This is a genomic window from Streptomyces sp. SYP-A7185, assembly GCF_046103685.1.
Classification (GTDB): Bacteria; Actinomycetota; Actinomycetes; order Streptomycetales; family Streptomycetaceae; genus Streptomyces.
The window spans coordinates 7,971,197-7,991,278 of record NZ_CP122310.1; the positions used below are offsets into that span (position 1 = coordinate 7,971,197).

Here is a 20,082-nt window from a genome sequence, read left to right on the forward strand (position 1 = left end):
GTAGAGAAGCTCCATCACGCCCGTGTTAACGCTAACACCGGGCCGAGGGACACCTGGGGGAGCCGCCCATGTCAGGTAGTCGTCACCGCCTTCGCCCCGTGGCCGGGGCTTCGTTCGACCGGCGGGCCCTGCTCGTCGCCGGTGCCGCCGGTGCGCTTGCCACGGCTTGCGGGACCGCGAGCGGGCAGCCCCGGGGCAAGGTCGCCGTGCTCGGGGACAGCGCCGCCTGGGAGAAGCCGATGGCCGCCGCGGGGGCGGCGATGAAGGCGACGGCGGGCCTGCGCCTGGTGCCCGAGGTGAATCCGTCCCTCGAATCGTTCGAGCAGGTCGTCAAGTCCTCGCTGCGCACCAGCAAGACGCCGGACATGCTCAAGTACTGGTCGGGATACCGGCTCCAAGACCTCGCCCGCACCGGCGGCATCGTCGACCTGACCCGGCAGTGGGACCGCGCCGTCGGCCGGGGCTGGGTCGACGCCTCCTTACGGGGCGCGTTCACTTACCGGGGGCGGGTCCACGGACTGCCCATGAACCTCGCGTACTGGGTGTTCTTCCACAACATCGAGGTGTTCGAGGAGCACCGGCTGCAAGTCCCCGAGACATGGGCCGACTTCCTCGACGTCTGCGGGCGGCTCAAGAAGAGCGGGATCACCCCGCTGCACGGCTCCGCCGCCGACCGCTGGCCCGCCTTCATCTGGTTCCAGGAAGTCCTCAGCCGCCAGGACCCGCGGTTCTACGACGACTTGATGAACGGCCGCGAGCGCTACACCGACCCGCGTGCCGAACGCGCCCTGCGCACCCTGGAGTCCTTCTTCGACAAGGACTGGTTCACCTCCATGGACATGAGCCACGCCGACGCCGCCGCGGCCGTCGTCCACGGCAAGGTCGGAATGGTGCCCTGCGGCACCTGGCTCGGCTCGACCCTGGTCGGCGCGGGCGGAAGGCCCGGGAAGAACCTCGGTGCCTTCGTGCTGCCCATGGCCGACCCGAAGGCCCGCCCCTGCGTCGTCTTCGAGTCCAGCGCCCTGGTGTGCACCGTCAAGGGCCCCGACCGGGACGAGGCGGTGCGCGCCGCGGGCAACTGGCTGCGGCCCCCCGTCATGAAGGCCTTCTCGCACACCCTCCAGGACGGCTGCCCCAACCCGGAGGTGGAGCCCCCGAACCCGGTGATCGCGGGCCTCGCGAAGAAGGTGCGCGGCGACAGGCTCTGGCTGCTCAACCGCTTCTGGGAACAGGGCCCGCCCGAACTGGTCGAGGCGACCGTCGACGACCTCGCCGGGTTCCTCCTGAACCCCTCCTCGGCCCGCTCGACCCTGCGGACCATGCAGGAGCGCGCGGACGAGGCCTGGCAGGTGTGGCGGGAGGCGGAGGAGACATGACCGAGACCGTGACGCCCGCCCCGCACCCCGCGAAACCCGTGCGCGTACGCCGCCGGGTTCCCACCCGCAGCCCGCACCAGGCCGCGCGCGGCAACGGCAGGCTCGGCGGTCCGCTCGCCGCACTGCCCTGGGCCCTGCCCGCCTTCGCGCTCGTCGGCGTACTCCTGGTCTATCCCTTCTTCCGCAGCGTCTACGACAGCTTCTTCGAGAACAACGGCTTCACCAGCAGGTTCACCGGCTTCGACAACTACGCGCGGCTCGCCGACGACCCCGTCTTCGGCCGCTCGCTCCTCAACACCCTGATGTGGGTGGCGGGCACCCTGCTCCTGCCCGTCCTCGCCGGGCTGCTCATCGCCGTCGCCACGCACCGGATGCGGTTCGGCGGCATCGCACAGCTCGTCATCGTGCTGCCGTACGCGATCTCGGCCGCCGCCACCGCCGTCCTGTGGAACTTCATGCTGACCTCCGACGGCGCCGTCAACCAGGTGCTGCGCGGGGTCGGCCTGGACGGGTGGGCGCAGACCTGGCTCCTTGAGTGGCCGCAGAACACGCTCTCGATGATCGTCGCCGGCACGTGGCAGGCGACCGGGCTCAACGTCGTCCTCTTCGCCATCGGGCTGCGCGCCATCCCGCGGGACACCGTGGAGGCGGCCCAGCTGGACGGGGCGAGCGGCTGGCGGATGTTCCGCCACATCACGCTGCCCCAGCTGCGGGCGGTGACGGTCGTCGTGGTCGGGATGGCGATCGTGAACAGCCTCAAGGCGTTCGACATGATCTGGATCCTCGCCAAGGGCGGCCCGTCCCGCTCCTCCGAGACCCTCGCCCTGAGCATGTACCGCGAGGCGTTCCGGCTCTTCCACGTCGGCTACGGCTCCGCGATCGCCCTCGTCCTCTCGGTGATCGTCGTCGCCTCCTCGTGGACGTACCTGCGCCGCCAGATGCCCGAGGCCGGTCCCCGCGCCGCCGACGGCAAGGCCTGAGGAGGCTTCCCATGGGTCGCATCGCGCGCCATCTCTTCGTCGCCGGATGCGTGCTGCTCTGGCTGGTCCCGCTGTACCTCCTGGTGGTCAACGCGCTGACGCCCGCCGCCGCGTACACGGGCAAGCCCGACTGGACCGTCCAGGGCTTCGACCTCGCCGAGAACGCCAGGACCGCCTGGAACGTCGCGGGCATCGGCGACAGCTTCCAGGCCTCGCTGCTCTACGCCGTCGTGTGCGGTCTGGCGGCGGTGCTCGTCGCGGCCATGGCGGCCTTCGCCGTCGTCGTCCTGCCCATCCCCAGGCCCGCCTTCTGGTTCTGGCTCATCTACTCCGGCACGCTCTTCCCGCTCCAGATGTTCCTCGCCCCGCTGTTCGGCCTGTACGCGGACGCCGACCTCTACGACACGCGGCTCGGCCTCATGCTGGTCTACGCCGCGTGGGCGGTGCCCTTCGCCTTCTTCCTGATCCGCAACCAGATGACCACGATGCCACCCGAGTTGACGGAGGCGGCCCTCATCGACGGCGCGTCCTTCCGGCGCATCTTCTGGCGCGTCCACGTACCGCTGATGAAGGCGGGCCTCGCCGCGGCCTTCATCTTCCAGTTCACGGCCGTCTGGAACGACCTGCTCCTGGGCATCACGCTCAGCCGCAGCCCCGACGTCCAGCCGGTGATGGCCGCCCTGAGCACTCTCAACAACGCCTACGCCTCGACCGGGCCGCCCGTCATCCTGGCCGGCGCGCTGATCGTCTCCCTGCCCACGCTCCTCCTCTTCCTGGTGTTCCGCGGCCTGTTCCTGCGCGGCGTCACCGCATCCGCCCGCTGAGACCCGCCGACCGACCGCTCCCACCAGGAGAGAACCGCATGACGACACGGGCCCTCGTCCGCACCACCGACTGGGACAACGACCGGATACGCGACAGTCTGCGCTCCTCCGTCGTCACCGCCGAGGGCAGCCTCGGCGACAGCGCCCTGAGGCTGACGCAGGAACCGCTCCTTCGCAGGACCGCGGACGGCGAAGGGCTGACGCAGTCACTGCGCGTCGAGGCCGTCAACGGGTCCACCCTGCCGACCGAGTTGACCGTCCGTACCGAGTCCGGGGCCGCGCTGCCCGTCGAGCGGCTCGACGGCCCCGGCGACTCCGTGCGCCTCATGGTCCCCGCCGTCGACACCGAGACCCGCCTCACCGTCTGCCTGCCGGACACCACCGAAGGGATCGACGTACGGCTCACCCCGCAGCGCCGGTGGACCCTGCACCTGGTCCACCACTCCCATCTCGACATCGGCTACACCGACCCCCAGGGCCGCGTCCTCGCCGAGCACCTCTCCTTCCTCGACTCCTGTCTGGAACTGACCCGGGCCACCGACGACTGGCCCGCCGCGTCACGGTTCCGCTGGTGCGTCGAGTCGTTGTGGTCGTTCCGGCAGTGGGCGGACGCCCGGCCCGCCGAGCAGGTCGACGCGTTCGTACGCCGGGTGCGCGAAGGACGCATCGAGCTGACCGCGCTGCCGTTCAACCTGCACACCGAGACATGCTCCACCGACGAGCTGCACGAGCTGCTGCGGCTCGCCCACGACGTGCGCGAGCGGTACGGCGTCGAGTTCACCTCCGCCATGCAGACCGACGTGCCCGGAGCGGTCGTCGGCCTGGTCGACGCCCTGTCCGCCGCAGGCGTCAAGTACCTCTCGGTGGCGCACAACTGGGCCGGGCGGTCCGTGCCCCACCTGGTCGGCGGCGAGAAACTGCCGCGCCTGTTCCGGTGGCGGGCACCCAGCGGCAACAGCGTCCTGGTCTGGGTCACCGACACCCCGCACGGCCTCGCCTACATGGAAGGACCGCTGCTCGGCTTCGACACGAACTACGCGGACGTCGACGACCTCCTCCCCGCCTATCTGACCTCCCTGGCCACGCACCCCTACCCCTACCGCGGCGGCATCTTCGGCTGGGCCATGGACCAGGCGGAGGTCAAGCGCGAGCCCTACCCCTGGGACGTGCTCCACCTGCGCGTCCAGGGCAAGTTCGGCGACAACGCGCCGCCCCGGCGCGTCATCGCCGACACCGTCCGCCGCTGGAACGAGACCTGGGCCCATCCCCGGCTGCGGCTCTCGCGCAACGAGGACTTCTTCACCGACGCCGAGGCCAGGCTCGGCGACGCCATCGAGACGTTCGACGGCGACTGGACCGACTGGTGGGTCGACGGCGTCGGCTCGGGTGCGCGGCCGATGTCCCTGGCCCGCACCGCCCAGTCCGTGGTCGCCGACGCCCAGACCATCGGCACGTTCGCCGGACTCCTCGGCGCCACGGGGGCGGAGGAAGACGGCGCGGACGCGGCCGGGGTCTACGAGGCGGTGTCGCTCTTCGACGAGCACACCTGGGGCGCCGGCGACCCATGGACCCACGGAGACGAGGGCGGCCACTCCGGGGAGCACCAATGGCACTGGAAGTACGGACAGGCCCTGCGCGCCCACGACGACGGGAACGCGCTGCTGGACAGGGCGAGCGCCCGGCTCGGGCAGCGGCTCGCCGCGGGGCCGGGCGCGGCGGCGAGCTACCACGTGGTCAACACCTGCTCCTGGCCGCGCACGGACGTCGTACGGATCTTCCTGCCGGAGAGCAGCGTGCCCCTGGAGCAGCCGGTGGCCGTGCGCGACGCCCGTGACGGGCGCCGGGTCGTCCACGAGGAGGAGCCGCAGACCAACGACGACCACCGGGACGCCGGCCGGTTCCTGGTGGCGCGCGTCGACGCGGTGCCGCCCGCGGGATCGGTGTGCCTGGATGTCACCGCCACCATCACCACGCCCGCGCGGTCCGGGGAGCGGGCACCCGTCGTGAAGGGCGCCTCCGGCTGGAACCCCACCGGCGGCACCGAGCGCGAGGACCCGGCGCGGACCGCCGCCGCGGCGCTGGCCCGCCCCGAACCGACGCTCCTGGAGAACGAACACCTCGCCGTCCGCGTGGACCTCGCGCACGCCTGCATCGCCTCAATCGTCGACAAGGCGACCGGCCGCGAGCTCGTCCGGGCGGACGCGATCGTGGGCTTCAACGGCTACGTCCACGACAGCTACACCACCGCCGGGGCCTTCAACCACAACTCCAGCCGTACGACGGCGTCCGACCGCCTCGAACACCTCGGCAACCGTGCGGTGGCCCCGCCCGCCGCGCTCATCGCCCGCCGCTCGACGGCGGTGGCCGAGTCGATCACGTACGAGACGCGTCCGGCCGGAGCCAACCGGGTGCGCACCACGCTCACCCTGCCCGTGGGCGTGCCGCGCCTCGACATCGAGAACCGTCTCGACAAGGACGCCACGCTGCGCAAGGAGAGCGCCTACTTCGCGTTCCCCTTCGCCTTCGACGAGCCGGTCGTCCGCATGGAGGCCACCGGCGGACTTACGGGCACCTCGCTCCCCGTGGTGCCCGGTTCGGCCCTGCACATGCGTGCCGTGCGCCGCTGGGTGACGCTCACCGAAGCCGGGCTCGCGGTGGCCTGGTCCACGCAGGACGCGCCGCTCGTGCAGTTCGGCAACATCGCCCTGCCGTACGCGCCCTTCCCGAAGACCATGGGGCACGACGAGCCCGCCACGGTCTTCTCCTGGATCCACAACAACCTGTGGGACACCAACTTCCCCGGCGAGCAGGGCTTCGAGTTCACCTACCGCTACAGCCTGGCCTGCGGCCCGAGCGCCGACGGGCTCGGACCCCGCACGGCGGCGGCCTGGAGCCGCCCGCTGCGAGCCGTGCGGGCCAGGGGAGCCAGGGGAGCCGGGGGAGCCGGGGAAGTCGGGGAAGTCGGGGAAGCCGACGGTCATGCAGGCGAGGGGAGCGCTGGACACACGCCGTCGCTCGCCTTCGCCGACCTCGGGGACGTGAGGGTCCGCCTGGTCGGCGCCACCACGCCGAAGCCCGGCCAGGTCCTGCTCCGGCTCCAGTCCTTCGCGGAGGAGCCGGTGGCCTGCCCCGTCCGGATCCACTTCCCGGTGGCGACCGCCCACGCGGCGAGCTACCTGGGGGAGGCGAGCGGTGAACTGAGCCTCGCCGACGGCGCGTTGGCCGTCCACATCCCACCCCTCGGCACGACCGCCGTCCTGCTGACCCGCCCCCGTCCCCGCCCCCGCCCCTGAAAGTCCCGCACGGCCCTTGAACGCCCCGCACCGCCCACGAACTCCGCACGAACAGCACCTCCGCACGAAGGAGCACGCGTGTACCGGCTCGACCCGCGCTACCCCCCGGCCCCGGGGTCCGTCTTGACCGGCGGCTGGGAGGCCGTGGCCGCCCAACTGCCCGCCGAACCGGCCATCGTGGCCGTCGACGGGCCGCCGGCCGCCGACTGGGAGGCCATCGCGGCGCGGCTCACCGCCGCCTGCGCCCTGCCCGTACGCACCCTGGACATCCGCACCCGCTATGCCCCGTCCGCCGAGGTGCGGCGTCGCACCATGAGTGCACCGGACGCCGACGACCCCTACTACTGCAAGCTCGCCGAGAACCCCCTCACCGACCTGTTCGACGAACTCCCCACGGAGGACGGGGACCTGGAGGGCCTGCTGCTCGTGTACGGGCCAGGTGCCTCGCTGGTCCTGCACGACGTGCTCTGGTACGCCGACCTGCCCAAGCGGTACGCGGAGTCGGCGACCGCGGCGGGAGCGGGCAGCAACCTGGGACTGCCGGGAGAGCGGGGCGAGTTGAAGCGGCTCTTCTTCGTGGACTGGCCCATGCTCGACCGCCACCGCGACGCCCTCGCGGGTCAGCTGGACGGCTGGATCGACGTCCAGGACCCCGGGAGGCCCGTGTTCCTCGACGGCCCGGGACTGCGGGCGAGCTACGCCCGGCTCGCGCGGCAGCCCGTACGCACCCGCCCCTTCTTCAACTCCACGCCCTGGGGCGGGGAATGGGGCCGACGCGCGCTCGGCTTCAACCCCGAGGCACGCAACACCGCCCTGGGCTACGAACTCATCGCCCCCGAAGCGGGCATCCTCATCGGGGACGGCCCCGACACCCAGGCCGAGGTCCCCTTCCAGCTCCTGTGCGCCCTGCACCCCGACGACGTGCTCGGACCGGAGGCCCACGCCCGCTTCGGCACCTCCTTCCCGATCCGCTTCGACTACCTCGACACCGTGGGCGGCGGCAACCTCTCGGTGCACTGCCACCCCAAGGAGCGGTACATGCGGGAGCGGTTCGGCTGGCCCTACACCCAGCACGAGACGTACTACATGACGCTCGGCGGTCCCGACACGCGCGTCTACCTCGGGCTGCGCGAGGACGCCGACCTCGCGCTCTTCCGCAAGGAGATCGAGGAGGCCGCGCACGACGGGGTACCCATGGACCCGGCGGACCACGTCATGACGTTCCCCGCCGAGCAGGGCAGGCTCTTCATGATCCCGGCGGGCACCCCGCACGCGAGCGGCGCGGGCAACCTCGTCCTGGAGATCAGCGCGACCCCGTACCTCTACAGCCTGCGCTTCTACGACTGGCTGCGGCCGGACGCCGACGGCAATCCGCGCCCCCTGCCCTACGAACACGGCCTGGCCAACCTGGAGACCGAGCGGCGCGGCGCCGCCGTGACGCGTGACCTGGTCCAGGAGCCCTATGTGCTGCGGCGCGGGGACGGCTGGCGCGAGGAACTGCTCGGCGCGCTGGACGAGATGTTCTACGAGGTGCGGCGCTACGCGCTCGACGCGGACGCCGTCGCCGCTGACGACACGGCCGGACGGTTCCACGTCCTGAACGTGGTGGAGGGGGAGGGGGTCACCGTGCTGACCTCGGCGGGCGAGCGGCACGCCCTGGCGTACGCGGAGACCCTGACGGTGCCCGCGGCGGTCGGCGGCTACCGCCTGGAGGCGCGGGGCGGCCCGGCGAGAGTGGTGAAGGCCCTCGTGCGGGACCGCCGTGCCGCGGGCGCGGGGCACCCGTGAGAGCCGTCCTGGAGATAGGCGGCACCCACGTCACCGCCGCCCTGGTGGACCCGTTGCGCACCCGGGTGCGGCGCCGCGTCCGGCGCCCGCTCGACGCGCGGGGCAGCGCCGAGCACGTCCTGGGCACGGTCGTGCGCTGCGCCGGGGATCTCGACGTGCCCGGCGGCCAGGTGTGGGGCGTCGCCGTGCCGGGGCCCTTCGACCACGAGAAGGGGATCGCCCGCTTCGAGGGCGTGGGCAAGTTCGACGACCTGTACGGCGTCGACGTGCGCTCGGTGCTGCTGGACGGAGTGTGGCCGAGGCCCGCGGACGCGGTGTTCCTGAACGACGCGCACGCGTTCCTGCTGGGGGAGTGGCGCGCGGGAGCCGCGGCAGGACACCGGCGCTGTGCGGGGGTCACCCTCGGGTCGGGGGTGGGCTCGGCGTTCCTCGTGGACGGCGTCGTGTGCCGGGAGGGGCCGGGGGTGCCGCCCGAGGGCCGCGTCGATCTGCTGCGCTGGTCGGGCGCGCCCCTGGAGCACACCGTCTCGCGGCGGGCGATCCTCGCCCGCTACGGCGAGCGGGACCTGGACGTGCGGGACATCGCCGGGCGCGCCCGGCGGGGCGAACTGCGGGCCGCACAGGTCCTTGACGAGGCCCTCGCCGCCCTGGGTACTGTCCTCGCCCCGTGCGTACGCGACTTCGGGGCCTCGGCGGTCGTCGTCGGCGGCGCGGTGGCGGCGTCGTGGGACGTGGTCGGGCCGGGCCTGCGCACCGGCTTCGGGGATACTCCGGTGAGACCGCGCCCCGGCACGCTGGGCGCGGACGCGGCGCTGATCGGGGCGGCCGAGTATGCGGGGGCCGCCGGGAGGTGAGGAGGCCCTCCGGAGCCCCCGGGAAAGGACACACATGACGATGCCCGGACCGCGTCCTTCCCAGGACGGCCCGCCCACGCTGCGCGACGTCGCCGAGCGGGTGGGCGTCAGCGCGATGACCGCCTCCAGGGCCCTGCGCGACGATCCGCGCGTGCTGCCGGCCACCCGGGAGCGCATCCGCGCCGCCGCGGCGGAGCTCGGCTACCGGCCCAACGAAGTGGCCCGCAGCCTGCGCCTGGGGCGCGGCACGGGCCTGGTCGGTCTGGTCGTCACGAACCTGGCCAACCCCTTCTACTCCCGCCTGGCGCTCGGCGTGGACTCCGTCATCGCGGGCGACGGCTTCAAGACCGTCATCGGCAACACCGGCCAGGATCTGGACGCCGAGCGTGAACTCGTCGCCGACCTGGTGGCCCGCCGCGTCGACGGCATCATCGCCGTCCCCGCCACGGCGGACCAGCGCCACCTCGCCGCCGCTGCCGCCGACGGTGTCCCCGTGGTGCTCGCCAGCAGACCGCCCGAGGGGTTCGACGCCGACTGCGTCCTGGTCGACGACTTCGGCGGGGCGCGCGCCGCCACCGCCCGGCTGATCGTCCGCGGCCACCGCCGCATCGGCTTCCTCGGCTCGCCGCCCGCCGTCTACACCGGCACCCAGCGCCTGCGGGGGTATGCGGCGGCCCTCGCCGCCCACGGCATCCCCTTCGACGAAGGCTACGTACGCCAGGGGCAGACCGAACCGCGTGAGGCCCGGCGCGCGGCGGTCGAACTCCTCGCGCTGCCCGAGCCGCCCACCGCGCTGTTCTGCTCCAACAACCGCAACACGATCGGGGCGTTCCGCGCCCTGCGCGCGTCCGGCACCGACACCGCGCTCGCGGGCTTCGACGACTTCGAACTGGCCGACGCGCTCGGCCTGCCGCTCACCCTCGTCGCGTACGACAGCGACGAACTCGGCCGGGCCGCCGGGCGGTTGCTGGCCGACCGGATGCGCGGGCGGGAGACGGACCCGGGCCGCAAGACCGCGCAGGGACCCGCGCGGCGGATCGTGACGCCCACCAGCCTGGTGGAATATGGCAGTTGAGGGGGGTGCCCCGATGAGGACTCACCGCTTTGGCCAAGGGGAGAGGCAGCTTCAGGCCCGGGCTTCGGGTGCCGGTTCCGTGTCGGCGTCGGCCCCGGCGCGGCGGCGCCGGCGCGAGGCCCGCAGGTTCGCGGCGTTGCCGCAGCCGCGGGTGGAGTGCCAGACGCCGCTGTTGTTGCGGGAGCGGTCGTAGAACGCCCTGGCGCAGCGTTCGTTGCGGCAGATCTTCAGGCGCCGCCACTCCCCGGTGGTCTGTGCGAGCAGCGCTTCGCACAGGACGGCGGACGTCAGCCAGCGCCAGCCCTCGCCCTCGGGCTCGGTGGTCAGGGCGGCGTCGCCGTGCAGGTTGACCTGGAGGGCGCAGGAGGTGGAGCGGGCGCTCTCGCCGCTCGTCGTGCCGCAGCGCGAGACGAGGGCCCGGCGCATCTGCTCGCGCAGTTGCCGCAGCTTGGGCAGGTCCTCCTCGGTGAGGGTGAGCCGCACCGAGGTGCGCCCCGTGCGCTCGGCCCAGGCGGGCAGTGCCGCGGCGACCCAGGCCTGCGCGGCGGGCACGTCCCCGAGGAGATCGGCTTCGTCCGCGCGGCCGGTGGCCGAGGTGTTCAGGATGTCCTGCACGAGCCCCAGGCCGCCGGGGACGGCGGTGGGGAAGAAGCGCTCGGTGGCAGGCCAGGTCATGGGCACATCGTACGCGACCGGGGGTGACAGCAGCGTGGGGACTTGGCTCCCGTCGCCGTGCCGGTGGGCCCCGTGGCCCGCGCGTCCGGCCCCGGTACCGCCGGGGCCGGACGCGCGGCGGTCGTCGCTCAGACCAGGCTCGCCAGCTGCGACTTGTCGAAGGGCAGGGCGTCGCCGAGCCGGTTCTCCAGGGCCTTGGCCGCCCACTCCGGGTCGGCGATGAGGGCGCGGCCCACCGCCACCAGGTCGAACTCGTCCCGCTCCAGGCGCTCGACCAGGGGGTCGATGCCGGTGGCGGCGGACGGCGGCGCCCAGCCCTTCGGGCCGAGGAACTCCTGGTCGAGGCCGACCGAGCCGACGGTGACCACGGGCTTGCCCGTCACCTTCTTGACCCAGCCCGCCAGGTTGAGGTCGCTGCCCTCGAACTCCGGCAGCCAGTAGCGGCGCGTGGAGGCGTGCAGGACGTCCACGCCCGCGCTCACCAGCGGGGCGAGTAGGCGCTCCAGCTCCTCGGGGGACTCGGCGAGCCGTGCGTCGTACACGCTGCCCTTCCACTGCGAGAGGCGGAAGAAGACGGGGAAGTCGGGCGAGACGGCGGCCCGGACGGCGGCGACGATCTCCGCGGCGAACCGGGTGCGGCCTTCCAGGTCGCCGCCGTAGCCGTCGGTGCGCTTGTTGGTGCGCTCCCAGAAGAACTGGTCGATCAAGTAGCCGTGGGCGCCGTGCAGTTCGATCCCGTCGAAGCCGATGCGCTCGGCGGCGGCCGCGGCCTCGGCGAACGCCCGGATCACGTCGTCGAGGTCGTCGGCCGTCAGGGCGCTGCCCTTGGGCTCGCCGTCCAAGCCGATGGCGGAGGGGCCGGCCGGGGGAGCGGAGGGCACCGGGCCCTTGCCCGCCTCCCGGGTGATGCCGACGTGCCACAGCTGCGGAATGATCTTCCCGCCCACCGCGTGCACGGCGTCGGCCACCTTGCGCCAGCCTTCGAGGGCGTCGTCGCCGTGGAAGCGCGGGACGCGGTCGCTCGAACCGGCCGAGGCGTGACCGACGTACGTCCCCTCGGTGATGATCAGGCCGACCCCGGCGGCGGCCCGGCGGGCGTAGTACTCCGCCACGTCCGCGCCCGGCACGCCGCCCGGTGAGAACTCCCTGGTCATGGGGGCCATCACGATGCGGTTGGGCAGGTTGAGGCTGCCGACACTGAAGGGGCGGTCGAGTGTCCGGGGGGTGCGTGCGGTCTGCGACGGCGAGGTCATGCGTCCTCCTGGCAGGGGAATGAGGGACCGATCTCCTGCGATCGATGACGTAAGCGTACGCGCTTTGCTCATGTCGTTCGGCGGAGGCCCCGGTAGCGCCGGGCAGAGGGCCCGGGTGGACCGGGGGGCGGGTGTGGCCGCAGGCTGGCTTGATGCCTGAGAACAACGAGAAGCCGGTGGCCTGGTTCGCCCGGCCCGCCGCCCGCACCTGGACCTGCCCGCCCGCGCCCGACCAGCCCCAGGCCTTCCACACCTCACTCACCGGCTACGCGGTCACCCCGCTCCACGAACTTGCTTCCCTCGCCGACGAGTTGGGCGTGGGGCGGGTCTTCGTCAAGGACGAGTCCGCACGCCTGGGGCTGCCCGCGTTCAAGGCACTGGGCGCCTCCTGGGCGGTACACCGGGCCCTTGCCGAACGGGCCGCGCACGGTGAGGCGTCGCCCGGCCCGGTCACGCTCGTCACCGCCACCGACGGCAACCACGGCCGTGCGGTGGCCAGGATCGCCCGGCTCCTCGGCCAGCGCGCCCACGTCTTCGTGTCCGGGGGCGTGCACCCGGACGCCGCCGCGGCCATCGCGTCCGAAGGCGCCCGGGTCACCCAGGTCGACGGACCCTACGACGAGACCGTGCGCCGGGCGGCCGCCGCGGCCGAGGGCGCCGCCACGCTGCTCGTCCAGGACTCCGCCTGGCCCGGCTACGAACGCATCCCCCGGTGGATCGTCGAGGGCTACTCCACCCTGTTCGCCGAGGTCGACGCGCAGCTCGCCGCGGCCGGCGCGGCGCCCGACCTGGTGGCCGTCCCCGTCGGGGTGGGCTCGCTCGCCCAGGCCGCCGTCACCCACTACCGCAGCCGTCCCGCCGGCCGGCCGGCCCCGGCCCTGCTCTCCGTGGAACCCGAGGCGGCGCCCTGCGTCATCGAGAGCCTCACCCGGGGAGAGCTGACCGCCGTCGTCACCGGCGACACGGCCATGGCGGGCCTGAACTGCGGCACCCCCTCCAGCCTCGCCTGGCCCTACCTGCGCGACGGCCTCGACGCCGCGATCGCCGTCACGGACGCCCACGGCGCGGTCGCGGTCCGCGATCTCGCGGCGCTCGGGGTCCGCGCAGGACCGTGCGGCGCCGCCTCGCTCGCCGGAGTACGCGCCGCACTGACCGGTGCCGGCGCCGAGGACCGGCGCGCGTCCCTCGGCCTGGGCCCCACGTCGGTCCTCGTCCTGCTCAGCACGGAAGGAGCGGACGCCAACCCGCACCGGCAGGAAATCTGAGCGACGCCCACCCGCACCGGCAGGAGCTCTGAGCGGCGGGGCGCCGCTGCCCGAACCTCCGTACGGACGGAGGAAAAGCGGGGTCGCGTGGGAGAATTTCCCGCGTGGACGGGGAGATCCTGGAGCGGGATCTGGAGCTGACTCGACTGACCGCGGCCGCACGGGAGGCGGCGCACGGCGCGGGCTCGGTGGCGCTCGTCTACGGAGAGGCCGGGATCGGCAAGTCGAGCCTCGTGAACGCCCTCCCGGGCGCCCTGTCCGCGCAGGCCAGGGTGCTCGTCGGGCAGTGCGACGACCTCGCGACCCGGCGGCCGCTCGGCCCCTTCCGCGACCTTGTCGGCAGCGTACGGGCCGAGCTGGCGCAGGCGGTCACCGAGGGCGGCGACCGGCACCGGGTGTACGACGCGCTGCGGGCGGAGCTGAGCGATCCGCCGCATCCGACGGTCCTGGTCGTAGAGGACGTGCACTGGGCGGATGAGGCCTCACTCGACGCCCTGCGGTTCCTGGTACGCCGCGTGGACCGGATGCCCGCGGTCCTTGTGCTGACCTTCCGCGACGACGAACTGGGCCGCGAGCACCCCCTGCGCCACCTCCTCGGCCAGGTGACGAGAGCGGCCCGCGTCCACCGCGTCCCCCTGCCCCGGCTGTCCCGCGACGCGGTGCGCACGCTGAGCGCGGCCAGCCGCCTCGACCCGGCGCAGGTGTACGCCGTGACGTCGGGCAACCCCTTCTACGTCGCCGAGGTCGTCGCGGCGGGCGGCACCGGGGACGTGCCGCCGACCGTGGTCGACGCCGTCCTGGCCCGGCTGCGCGGCCTCGACGACGGAGCACGCGACGCCCTCGAACAGCTCGCCGTGGTGCCGTCGGCGGCCGAACGCGGCCTGGCCGACGCGCTGCTGCCGGACGGCGTGTGCCAGCTGACCGCGGCCGAACGGCGCGGTCTGCTGGGCGTGACCCCGGAGCGGGTGATGTTCCGGCACGAGATCATCCGCCGGGCCATCGCCGACTCGCTGCCCGCCGCCCGGCGGATCGAGCTCAACCGCAGGGTGCTGGCCGTCCTGGTGGCGCAGCCCGGCGCCGACGCCTCCCGCATCGTCCACCACGCCGCCCAGGCCGGTGACCAGAACGCCATCGCGCGGTACGGACCCGACGCCGCGCGGGACGCCGCACGCACCGGCGCGCACCGCGAGGCCGCGGCCCAGCTGCGGCTCGTCCTGCGGCAGCGGGGACGCCACGGCCCGGCGGAACTCGCGGACCTCCTGGAGCGGTTCGCGGTGGAGAGCTACACCATCGCCGACTCCCCGGCCGCCGTCGGCGCCCAGCAGGAGGCCGTCGCCCTGCGCCGCTCGCTGGGCGACCTGCGGGCGCTCGGCGCCGATCTGCGCTGGCTGTCGCGGATCCACTGGTGGGCGGGCGACGCGGACGCCGCGCAGGAGGCCGCCAGGGAAGCCATCGACGTACTCGAACAGGCCGGTGACGAGCGGCTTCTGGCGCTCGCGCTCAGCAACACCTCGCAGCTGCGGATGCTCTCCGACCGCTACGCCGAGGCCATCGGCTACGGCGAGCGGGCCATCACCCTGGCGCGGCGCACGGACGACGCGGCGATCCTCTCGCACGCCTTGAACAACGTGGGCACGGCCCGCTGGCGCGGCGGCGACTCCATGGGGCGGCCGCAGCTTGAGGAGAGCCTGGCGGTCGCGCTGAAGGCGGGCGAGGCCGAACACGCCTGCCGCGCCTACGCCAACGTCATCTGGACCCTCCTGGAGAACCTCCGCTTCACGGAGGCGGACCACTTCCTGGCCCCCGCCATGGAGTTCGCGGACCGCACCGAGCATCTGGGATTCCTGCGCTACCTCCAAGTGGAGCTCGCGCTGCGGCAGTTCGCCGCGGGAAAGTGGAGCGAGGCCGAAAGGCTCGCCGAGTCCGGTGACGCCTTCGAATTCCCGCCCGCCCGCTGCCCCGCCCTCACCGTCCTGGCGCGCTCCCGCATCCGGCGCGGCGCGGACGGCGCCGACGAGCTGCTCGGGCGGGCCTGGGAGGTCGCCGCGCGCACCCGGGAGCTCCAGCGCACCGGCCCGGTCGCGGCGGCGCGGGCCGAGGCGGCCTGGCTGCGCGGCGACCACGCGGCCGTGATCGACGCCGTCGAGCCCCTGTACGCGCAGGCGCGCGGCCTGGCCGCGACGCCCTACCGCGCGGAACTGGGCCACTGGCTCGCCAAGGCGGGCCACCCCGTCCCCGCCGACGACTCCGACCACCCGTACGCCCTCCAGGCCACCGGCCGGTGGCGGCGGGCCGCCGAGGCCTGGCAGGCGGCGGGCTGCCCCTACGAGCACGCGGCGGCCCTCGCCGAGAGCCCGGACCCGGCGGACAAGCTCACCGCGCTCGCCGGCCTCGACACGCTGGGCGCCGAACCTCTGGCCCGGCTGGTGCGCGCCGACCTGCGCGCCCTCGGCGTCGCCCGCATCCCGCGCGGCCCGCACGCGGCGACGCGCCGCAACCCCGCGGGCCTCACCGGGCGCCAGCTCCAGGTCGGACGGCTCCTCGCGGAAGGGCTCACCAACATCGAGATCGCCGACCGGCTGTTCCTGTCCGTGCGCACGGTCGACAACCACGTCCGTGCCGTCCTGGAGAAGCTCGGCGCCCGCACCCGGCGCGAGGTCGCGGCCCGCGCCGGCCAGCTGGGCTTGGAGATCGGCCGCGAAAGGTAGGTGACGGCCCGGCGTGAGCTGGGTGGCCGACACGGATATCGGTGGGCGGCGGGCGGCACTAGAACGGGCGCACCGGATGCACCGATCCAACGGGGGATGCACATGTCCAGCACGCCCGCACACGCAGCACGCACGGAACTGACCCCCTTCAAGGGGGAGTTGACGGGCCCCGACGACCAGGGGTACGACGAGGCGCGCGCCATCTACAACGCGATGGCCGACAAACGCCCCGCGCTCGTGGCCCACTGCGCCGACGCCGACGACGTGGCCGCCGTCATCGGCTTCGCGCGCGTGCACGGCCTGCCGCTCGCGGTCCGCGGCGGCGGCCACCACGGAGCGGGCCTGGGCACCGTCGACGGCGGTGTGGTCGCCGACCTGTCACCGCTCAAGTCGATCGAGGTCGACGCGCGGGCCCGCACCGCACGGGTCGGCGGCGGCTGCCTCTGGGGCGAGGTGGACCGGGCCACGCACGAGCACGGCCTGGCCACGCCGAGCGGCATCATCTCCTCGACCGGGGTCGGCGGGCTCACCCTGGGCGGCGGTCTCGGCCATCTCACCCGCAGGTTCGGCCTGAGCATCGACAACCTCCTGGAGGCGGACGTCGTCCTGGCCGACGGCAGCCGGGTGCGGGCGAGCGCCGACGAGCACCCGGACCTGTTCTGGGCGATCCGCGGCGGGGGAGGCAACTTCGGCGTCGTCATCTCCTTCCTCTTCCGGCTGCACGAGCTGAGCACGGTCGTCGCGGGCCCCACCTTCTGGCCCGCGGAGCGGGGCGCCGAGGTCCTGGCCGCCTACCGCGACTTCCTGCCGGGTGCGCCGCGCGAGGTCAACGCCTTCTTCATGTACGGCACCGTGCCCCCGGCCCCGCCGTTCCCCGAGAACCTCCACCTGCGCAAGGTCTGCGGCGTCGTGTGGTGCCACACCCATGACGACCCCGACACGGCCGGCCACGCCATGGCGCCCCTGCTCGACGCGCTGCCCGACCCGCTCCTGCACGCCGTGTCGCCGATGCCGCACCCCGTGCTCCAGTCCATGTTCGACGGGCTCTACCCGCCCGGCGACCAGTGGTACTGGCGGGCGGACTTCGTCGACGAGATCCCCGACGACGCCATCGCGCTGCACGCCAAGTTCGGCCCCGGCGTGCCGACCATGAAGTCGACGATGCACCTGTATCCCATCGACGGCGCGGCCCACGACCACCGCTCCACGGACACCGCCTGGAGCTATCGCGGCGCCGGCTGGGCCTGCGTCTACGCGGGAGTGGACGCGGACCCGGCCCACGCCGACCTCATCAAGCGCTGGACCGTCGACTACTTCGACGCGCTGCACCCGTACTCGGCGGGCGGCGCCTACGTGAACATGATGATGGAGGAGGGGCAGGACCGCGTACGGGCGAGCTACCGCGACAACTACGCGCGCCTGGCGCGGGTCAAGGCCGCGTACGACCCGGACAACATCTTCCGCCTCAACCAGAACATCGAACCCGACCCGGGCACGGCCGGGTAACCCCGGCGGCCCGCCCGGCGCGCCCCCGGGTGGCACCGGCCCTAGCGTGGGAGCCATGTGCTGGAGCGCGACGGCCGATCTGATGGCGGGGGCGGGGATCGCCGCCGTGGGGGTCGCCTGTGTGACGCGTGCGGCCCGCGGGGGCCGCACGCGCGATCTGCCGCTCGCCGCGCTGCCGCTGCTGCTCGGCGCCCACCAGATCATCGAGTCCGCCGTCTGGCGGGCCGACGGCGGCACGGGCCCCGCCACCGTCGCCTGGGCCGTCATCGCGCTCCCGCTGCTGCCGCTGTGGCTGCCGGTGGCGGTGCTGTGCGCGGCGCCGCCGGTCGCGCGCCGCCGCCTGCTGCTCCCGCTCGTGGCGGGCGTCGCGACGGCGGCGGCGCTCTCCTGGCATCTGGCGACCGAGACCGTGACGGCCGAGATCCGCGGCCACACCGTCGGCTACGCGCTCGGCCTGCCGCGGCCCGGGCTGATCATCGCCGGATATCTGCTCGCCACCATCGGCGCGCTGCTCCTCTCCGGCGACCGGGGCCTGGTCCTCTTCGGCGCCCTGGTCGCCGTCGGGGCGGCGGTGTGCGTGCTGCTGTGGCGCAGCGAGTACATCTCCACGTGGTGCGCGTTCGCGGCGGTGTGCTCGGTGTTCCTGTACTTCTGGCTCAGAAGGCGTTCTCGTCCAGTTCGAGCGCCGTCAGGTCCAGGCTCTCCAGGAGCGTGAACTGCGCCTCGGTCTTGGGCAGTTCATGGCGGAAGAAGTAGCGGCAGGCGCCCCGCTTGCCCTCGTGGAAGGGCTCGGTGCCGGGCTCGGCGGCGAGCAGCTGCTCCAGCCACATCCAGGCCACGACCACATGCCCGACCGCTTCGAGGTAGACGCTCGCGTTGGCCAGGGCGGTCCGCGGGTCACCGGTCGACCAGAGCCGCTGGGTCACCTCCACCGCCCGTACCGCGGCCGCTTCGAGCGTGCGCCCGTACCCGGCAGCCGAACCGCCCGTCGCGGCGGCCCGCGCGGCAGTCCGCGCGATCCGCCCGACCAGCAGCCGGAGCCCCGCGCCACCGTCCATGATCACCTTGCGGCCGAGCAGGTCGAGGCCGTGGATGCCGTGCGTGCCCTCGTGGATGGGGTTGAGGCGGTTGTCGCGGTAGAACTGCTCGACGTTGTACTCGCGCGTGTAGCCGTAGCCCCCGTGCACCTGGATGGCCAGGTCGTTGGCCGCCAGGCACCACTGCGACGGCCAGCTCTTGGCGATGGGCGTGAGCACGTCGAGCAGCAGCTTCGCCTCGTCCCGCGCCTCCTGCGAGGTGCCGGTGTTCTGCTCGTCCAGCAGCCGCCCGCAGTACAGGTTGAGCGCCAGCGCGCCCTCCACGTACGCCTTCTGGGCCAGGAGCATCCGGCGTACGTCGGCGTGCTCGATGATCGGGATCTGTGCCGACGCCGGGTCCTTGGCGGCGAGCGGCCGGCCCTGAGGGCGGGTGCGCGCGTAGTCCAGGGCGTGCAGATAGCCGGTGTAGCCGAGCGCGGTGGCGCCGAGGCCCACGCCGATCCGGGCCTCGTTCATCATGTGGAACATGTAGGCGAGCCCGCGGTTCGCCTCCCCGACGAGGTGGCCGACCGCGCCGGGCTCGCCGCCGGGGCGGTGTGCGCCCTCGCCGAAGTTCAGCAGGGTGTTCGTGGTCCCCCGGTAGCCCATCTTGTGGTTGAGGCCCGCGAGCACGACGTCGTTGCGCTCGCCGAGCGACCCGTCGTCGCCGACGAGGACCTTGGGCACGATGAACAGCGAGAGGCCCTTCACGCCGGGCGGACCGCCGGGGACGCGGGCCAGCACCAGGTGCACGATGTTCTCCGAGAGCTCGTGCTCACCGCCGGAGATCCACATCTTGTTGCCGAAGAGGCGGTACGTCCCGTCCGGCTGCTCCTCTGCCCGCGTCCGCACGTCGGCGAGCGACGAACCGGCCTGCGGCTCCGACAGGCACATGGTCCCCAGGAAGCGGCCCTCCACCATGGGCCGTACGAAGGTGTCGATCTGCTCCTTGGAGGCGTGCGCGAGCAGCAGATTGGCGTTGCCCATGGTCAGGAAGGGGTACGCGGCCGTACCGACGTTCGCCGCCTGGAACCACGCGAAGCAGGCCTGCGCCACCACGGCCGGCAGCTGGCCGCCGCCGATCTCGTGGTCCATGGCGCTCGCCAGGAGTCCCGACTCACCGAAGACCCGCAGCGCCTCCTTGACCTCGGGGATGACGTGCACCCGCTCTCCGTCGAAGGTGGGCTCCTGGGCGTCGTTCTTCTTGTTGTGCGGGGCGAAGTGCCGCGTGGCGATCTGCTCGCTCAGTTCGAGGGCGGCGTCGAAGGTCTCCCGGGAGTGTTCCGCGTACCGCTCCCGCCCGGTGAGCGCGGGCACGTCGAGCCACTCGTACAGCAGGAACTCGAGGTCGCGAGGGGACAGCAGCAGGGATGCCATGCGGATTCTCCATGCGGTGACGGCGGTACCGA

Annotated in this window: 14 protein-coding genes; 11 read left to right on the forward strand and 3 right to left on the reverse strand. The window is 73.4% G+C overall.

Annotated features, from left to right (window positions below; genetic code table 11):
- Positions 1-68: 68 nt before the first annotated feature.
- The 7 genes from QBL25_RS34900 to QBL25_RS34930 all read left to right on the forward strand — a co-directional run bounded on the left by QBL25_RS34900 (position 69) and on the right by QBL25_RS34930 (position 10,190).
- Positions 69-1,376 carry an ABC transporter substrate-binding protein gene (locus QBL25_RS34900; RefSeq protein WP_409060938.1) on the forward strand — a complete coding sequence of 436 codons (1,308 nt, stop codon included), beginning with the start codon at positions 69-71 and terminating at the stop codon, positions 1,374-1,376.
- On the forward strand, positions 1,373-2,356 hold the full coding sequence (locus tag QBL25_RS34905) for a carbohydrate ABC transporter permease (protein WP_409060939.1): 984 nt from the start codon (positions 1,373-1,375) through the stop codon (positions 2,354-2,356). Before QBL25_RS34900 ends, QBL25_RS34905 begins: the two co-directional genes overlap by 4 nt.
- A gap of 11 nt (positions 2,357-2,367) precedes the next feature.
- Positions 2,368-3,180, forward strand: coding sequence for a carbohydrate ABC transporter permease (locus tag QBL25_RS34910; RefSeq protein ID WP_409060940.1), 813 nt, complete (start codon positions 2,368-2,370; stop codon positions 3,178-3,180).
- A gap of 38 nt (positions 3,181-3,218) precedes the next feature.
- The gene (locus QBL25_RS34915; protein WP_409060941.1) at positions 3,219-6,473 is read left to right on the forward strand and encodes a glycoside hydrolase family 38 C-terminal domain-containing protein; all 3,255 of its coding nucleotides are present in this window, start codon (positions 3,219-3,221) and stop codon (positions 6,471-6,473) included.
- 78 nt (positions 6,474-6,551) lie between these two features.
- Positions 6,552-8,261, forward strand: a complete 1,710-nt coding sequence (locus QBL25_RS34920) for a class I mannose-6-phosphate isomerase (RefSeq protein ID WP_409060942.1) — start codon at positions 6,552-6,554, stop codon at positions 8,259-8,261.
- Positions 8,258-9,115 carry an ROK family protein gene (locus QBL25_RS34925; protein WP_409060943.1) on the forward strand — a complete coding sequence of 286 codons (858 nt, stop codon included), beginning with the start codon at positions 8,258-8,260 and terminating at the stop codon, positions 9,113-9,115. Before QBL25_RS34920 ends, QBL25_RS34925 begins: the two co-directional genes overlap by 4 nt.
- A 40-nt stretch (positions 9,116-9,155) precedes the next feature.
- Positions 9,156-10,190 (forward strand): LacI family DNA-binding transcriptional regulator, encoded by a 1,035-nt coding sequence (locus QBL25_RS34930; protein WP_409062888.1) that lies wholly within the window; start codon positions 9,156-9,158, stop codon positions 10,188-10,190.
- A gap of 51 nt (positions 10,191-10,241) precedes the next feature.
- Here QBL25_RS34930 and QBL25_RS34935 read toward each other — a convergent pair whose 3' ends face one another.
- A complete protein-coding gene (locus QBL25_RS34935) occupies positions 10,242-10,865 on the reverse strand; it encodes a CGNR zinc finger domain-containing protein (protein WP_409060944.1) in 624 nt (207 codons plus the stop codon).
- A gap of 128 nt (positions 10,866-10,993) precedes the next feature.
- On the reverse strand, positions 10,994-12,118 hold the full coding sequence (locus QBL25_RS34940; protein ID WP_409060945.1) for an NADH:flavin oxidoreductase: 1,125 nt from the start codon (positions 12,116-12,118) through the stop codon (positions 10,994-10,996).
- Between the two features lie 152 nt (positions 12,119-12,270).
- Between QBL25_RS34940 and QBL25_RS34945 the strand changes: the two genes are divergently transcribed.
- The 4 genes from QBL25_RS34945 to QBL25_RS34960 all read left to right on the forward strand — a co-directional run bounded on the left by QBL25_RS34945 (position 12,271) and on the right by QBL25_RS34960 (position 18,312).
- Entirely contained in the window at positions 12,271-13,383 is a 1,113-nt protein-coding gene (locus tag QBL25_RS34945; RefSeq protein ID WP_409060946.1) for a diaminopropionate ammonia-lyase, read from the forward strand.
- Positions 13,384-13,487: 104 nt separating this feature from the next.
- The gene (locus tag QBL25_RS34950) at positions 13,488-16,091 is read left to right on the forward strand and encodes an AAA family ATPase (RefSeq protein ID WP_409060947.1); all 2,604 of its coding nucleotides are present in this window, start codon (positions 13,488-13,490) and stop codon (positions 16,089-16,091) included.
- Between the two features lie 102 nt (positions 16,092-16,193).
- Positions 16,194-17,597: an FAD-binding oxidoreductase gene (locus QBL25_RS34955; RefSeq protein WP_409060948.1), complete on the forward strand. Its 1,404-nt coding sequence runs from the start codon at positions 16,194-16,196 to the stop codon at positions 17,595-17,597.
- Positions 17,598-17,652: 55 nt separating this feature from the next.
- Positions 17,653-18,312, forward strand: coding sequence for a DUF6629 family protein (locus QBL25_RS34960; RefSeq protein WP_409060949.1), 660 nt, complete (start codon positions 17,653-17,655; stop codon positions 18,310-18,312).
- Here the strand turns inward: QBL25_RS34960 and QBL25_RS34965 are convergent.
- Positions 18,254-20,050, reverse strand: a complete 1,797-nt coding sequence (locus tag QBL25_RS34965; protein WP_409060950.1) for an acyl-CoA dehydrogenase — start codon at positions 20,048-20,050, stop codon at positions 18,254-18,256. The two genes, QBL25_RS34960 and QBL25_RS34965, sit on opposite strands and share 59 nt — an antisense overlap.
- Positions 20,051-20,082: the final 32 nt, after the last annotated feature.

Excerpts from the sequence above, each read along its gene's own strand:
- QBL25_RS34900 (WP_409060938.1), top strand. The coding sequence starts at position 69 with ATGTCAGGTAGTCGTCACCGCCTTCGCCCCGTGGCCGGGGCTTCGTTC.
- QBL25_RS34905 (WP_409060939.1), top strand. The coding sequence starts at position 1,373 with ATGACCGAGACCGTGACGCCCGCCCCGCACCCCGCGAAACCCGTGCGC.
- QBL25_RS34910 (WP_409060940.1), top strand. The coding sequence starts at position 2,368 with ATGGGTCGCATCGCGCGCCATCTCTTCGTCGCCGGATGCGTGCTGCTC.
- QBL25_RS34915 (WP_409060941.1), top strand. The coding sequence starts at position 3,219 with ATGACGACACGGGCCCTCGTCCGCACCACCGACTGGGACAACGACCGG.
- QBL25_RS34930 (WP_409062888.1), top strand. The coding sequence starts at position 9,156 with ATGCCCGGACCGCGTCCTTCCCAGGACGGCCCGCCCACGCTGCGCGAC.
- QBL25_RS34935 (WP_409060944.1), bottom strand. The coding sequence starts at position 10,865 with ATGACCTGGCCTGCCACCGAGCGCTTCTTCCCCACCGCCGTCCCCGGC.
- QBL25_RS34940 (WP_409060945.1), bottom strand. The coding sequence starts at position 12,118 with ATGACCTCGCCGTCGCAGACCGCACGCACCCCCCGGACACTCGACCGC.
- QBL25_RS34945 (WP_409060946.1), top strand. The coding sequence starts at position 12,271 with ATGCCTGAGAACAACGAGAAGCCGGTGGCCTGGTTCGCCCGGCCCGCC.
- QBL25_RS34955 (WP_409060948.1), top strand. The coding sequence starts at position 16,194 with ATGTCCAGCACGCCCGCACACGCAGCACGCACGGAACTGACCCCCTTC.
- QBL25_RS34960 (WP_409060949.1), top strand. The coding sequence starts at position 17,653 with ATGTGCTGGAGCGCGACGGCCGATCTGATGGCGGGGGCGGGGATCGCC.
- QBL25_RS34965 (WP_409060950.1), bottom strand. The coding sequence starts at position 20,050 with ATGGCATCCCTGCTGCTGTCCCCTCGCGACCTCGAGTTCCTGCTGTAC.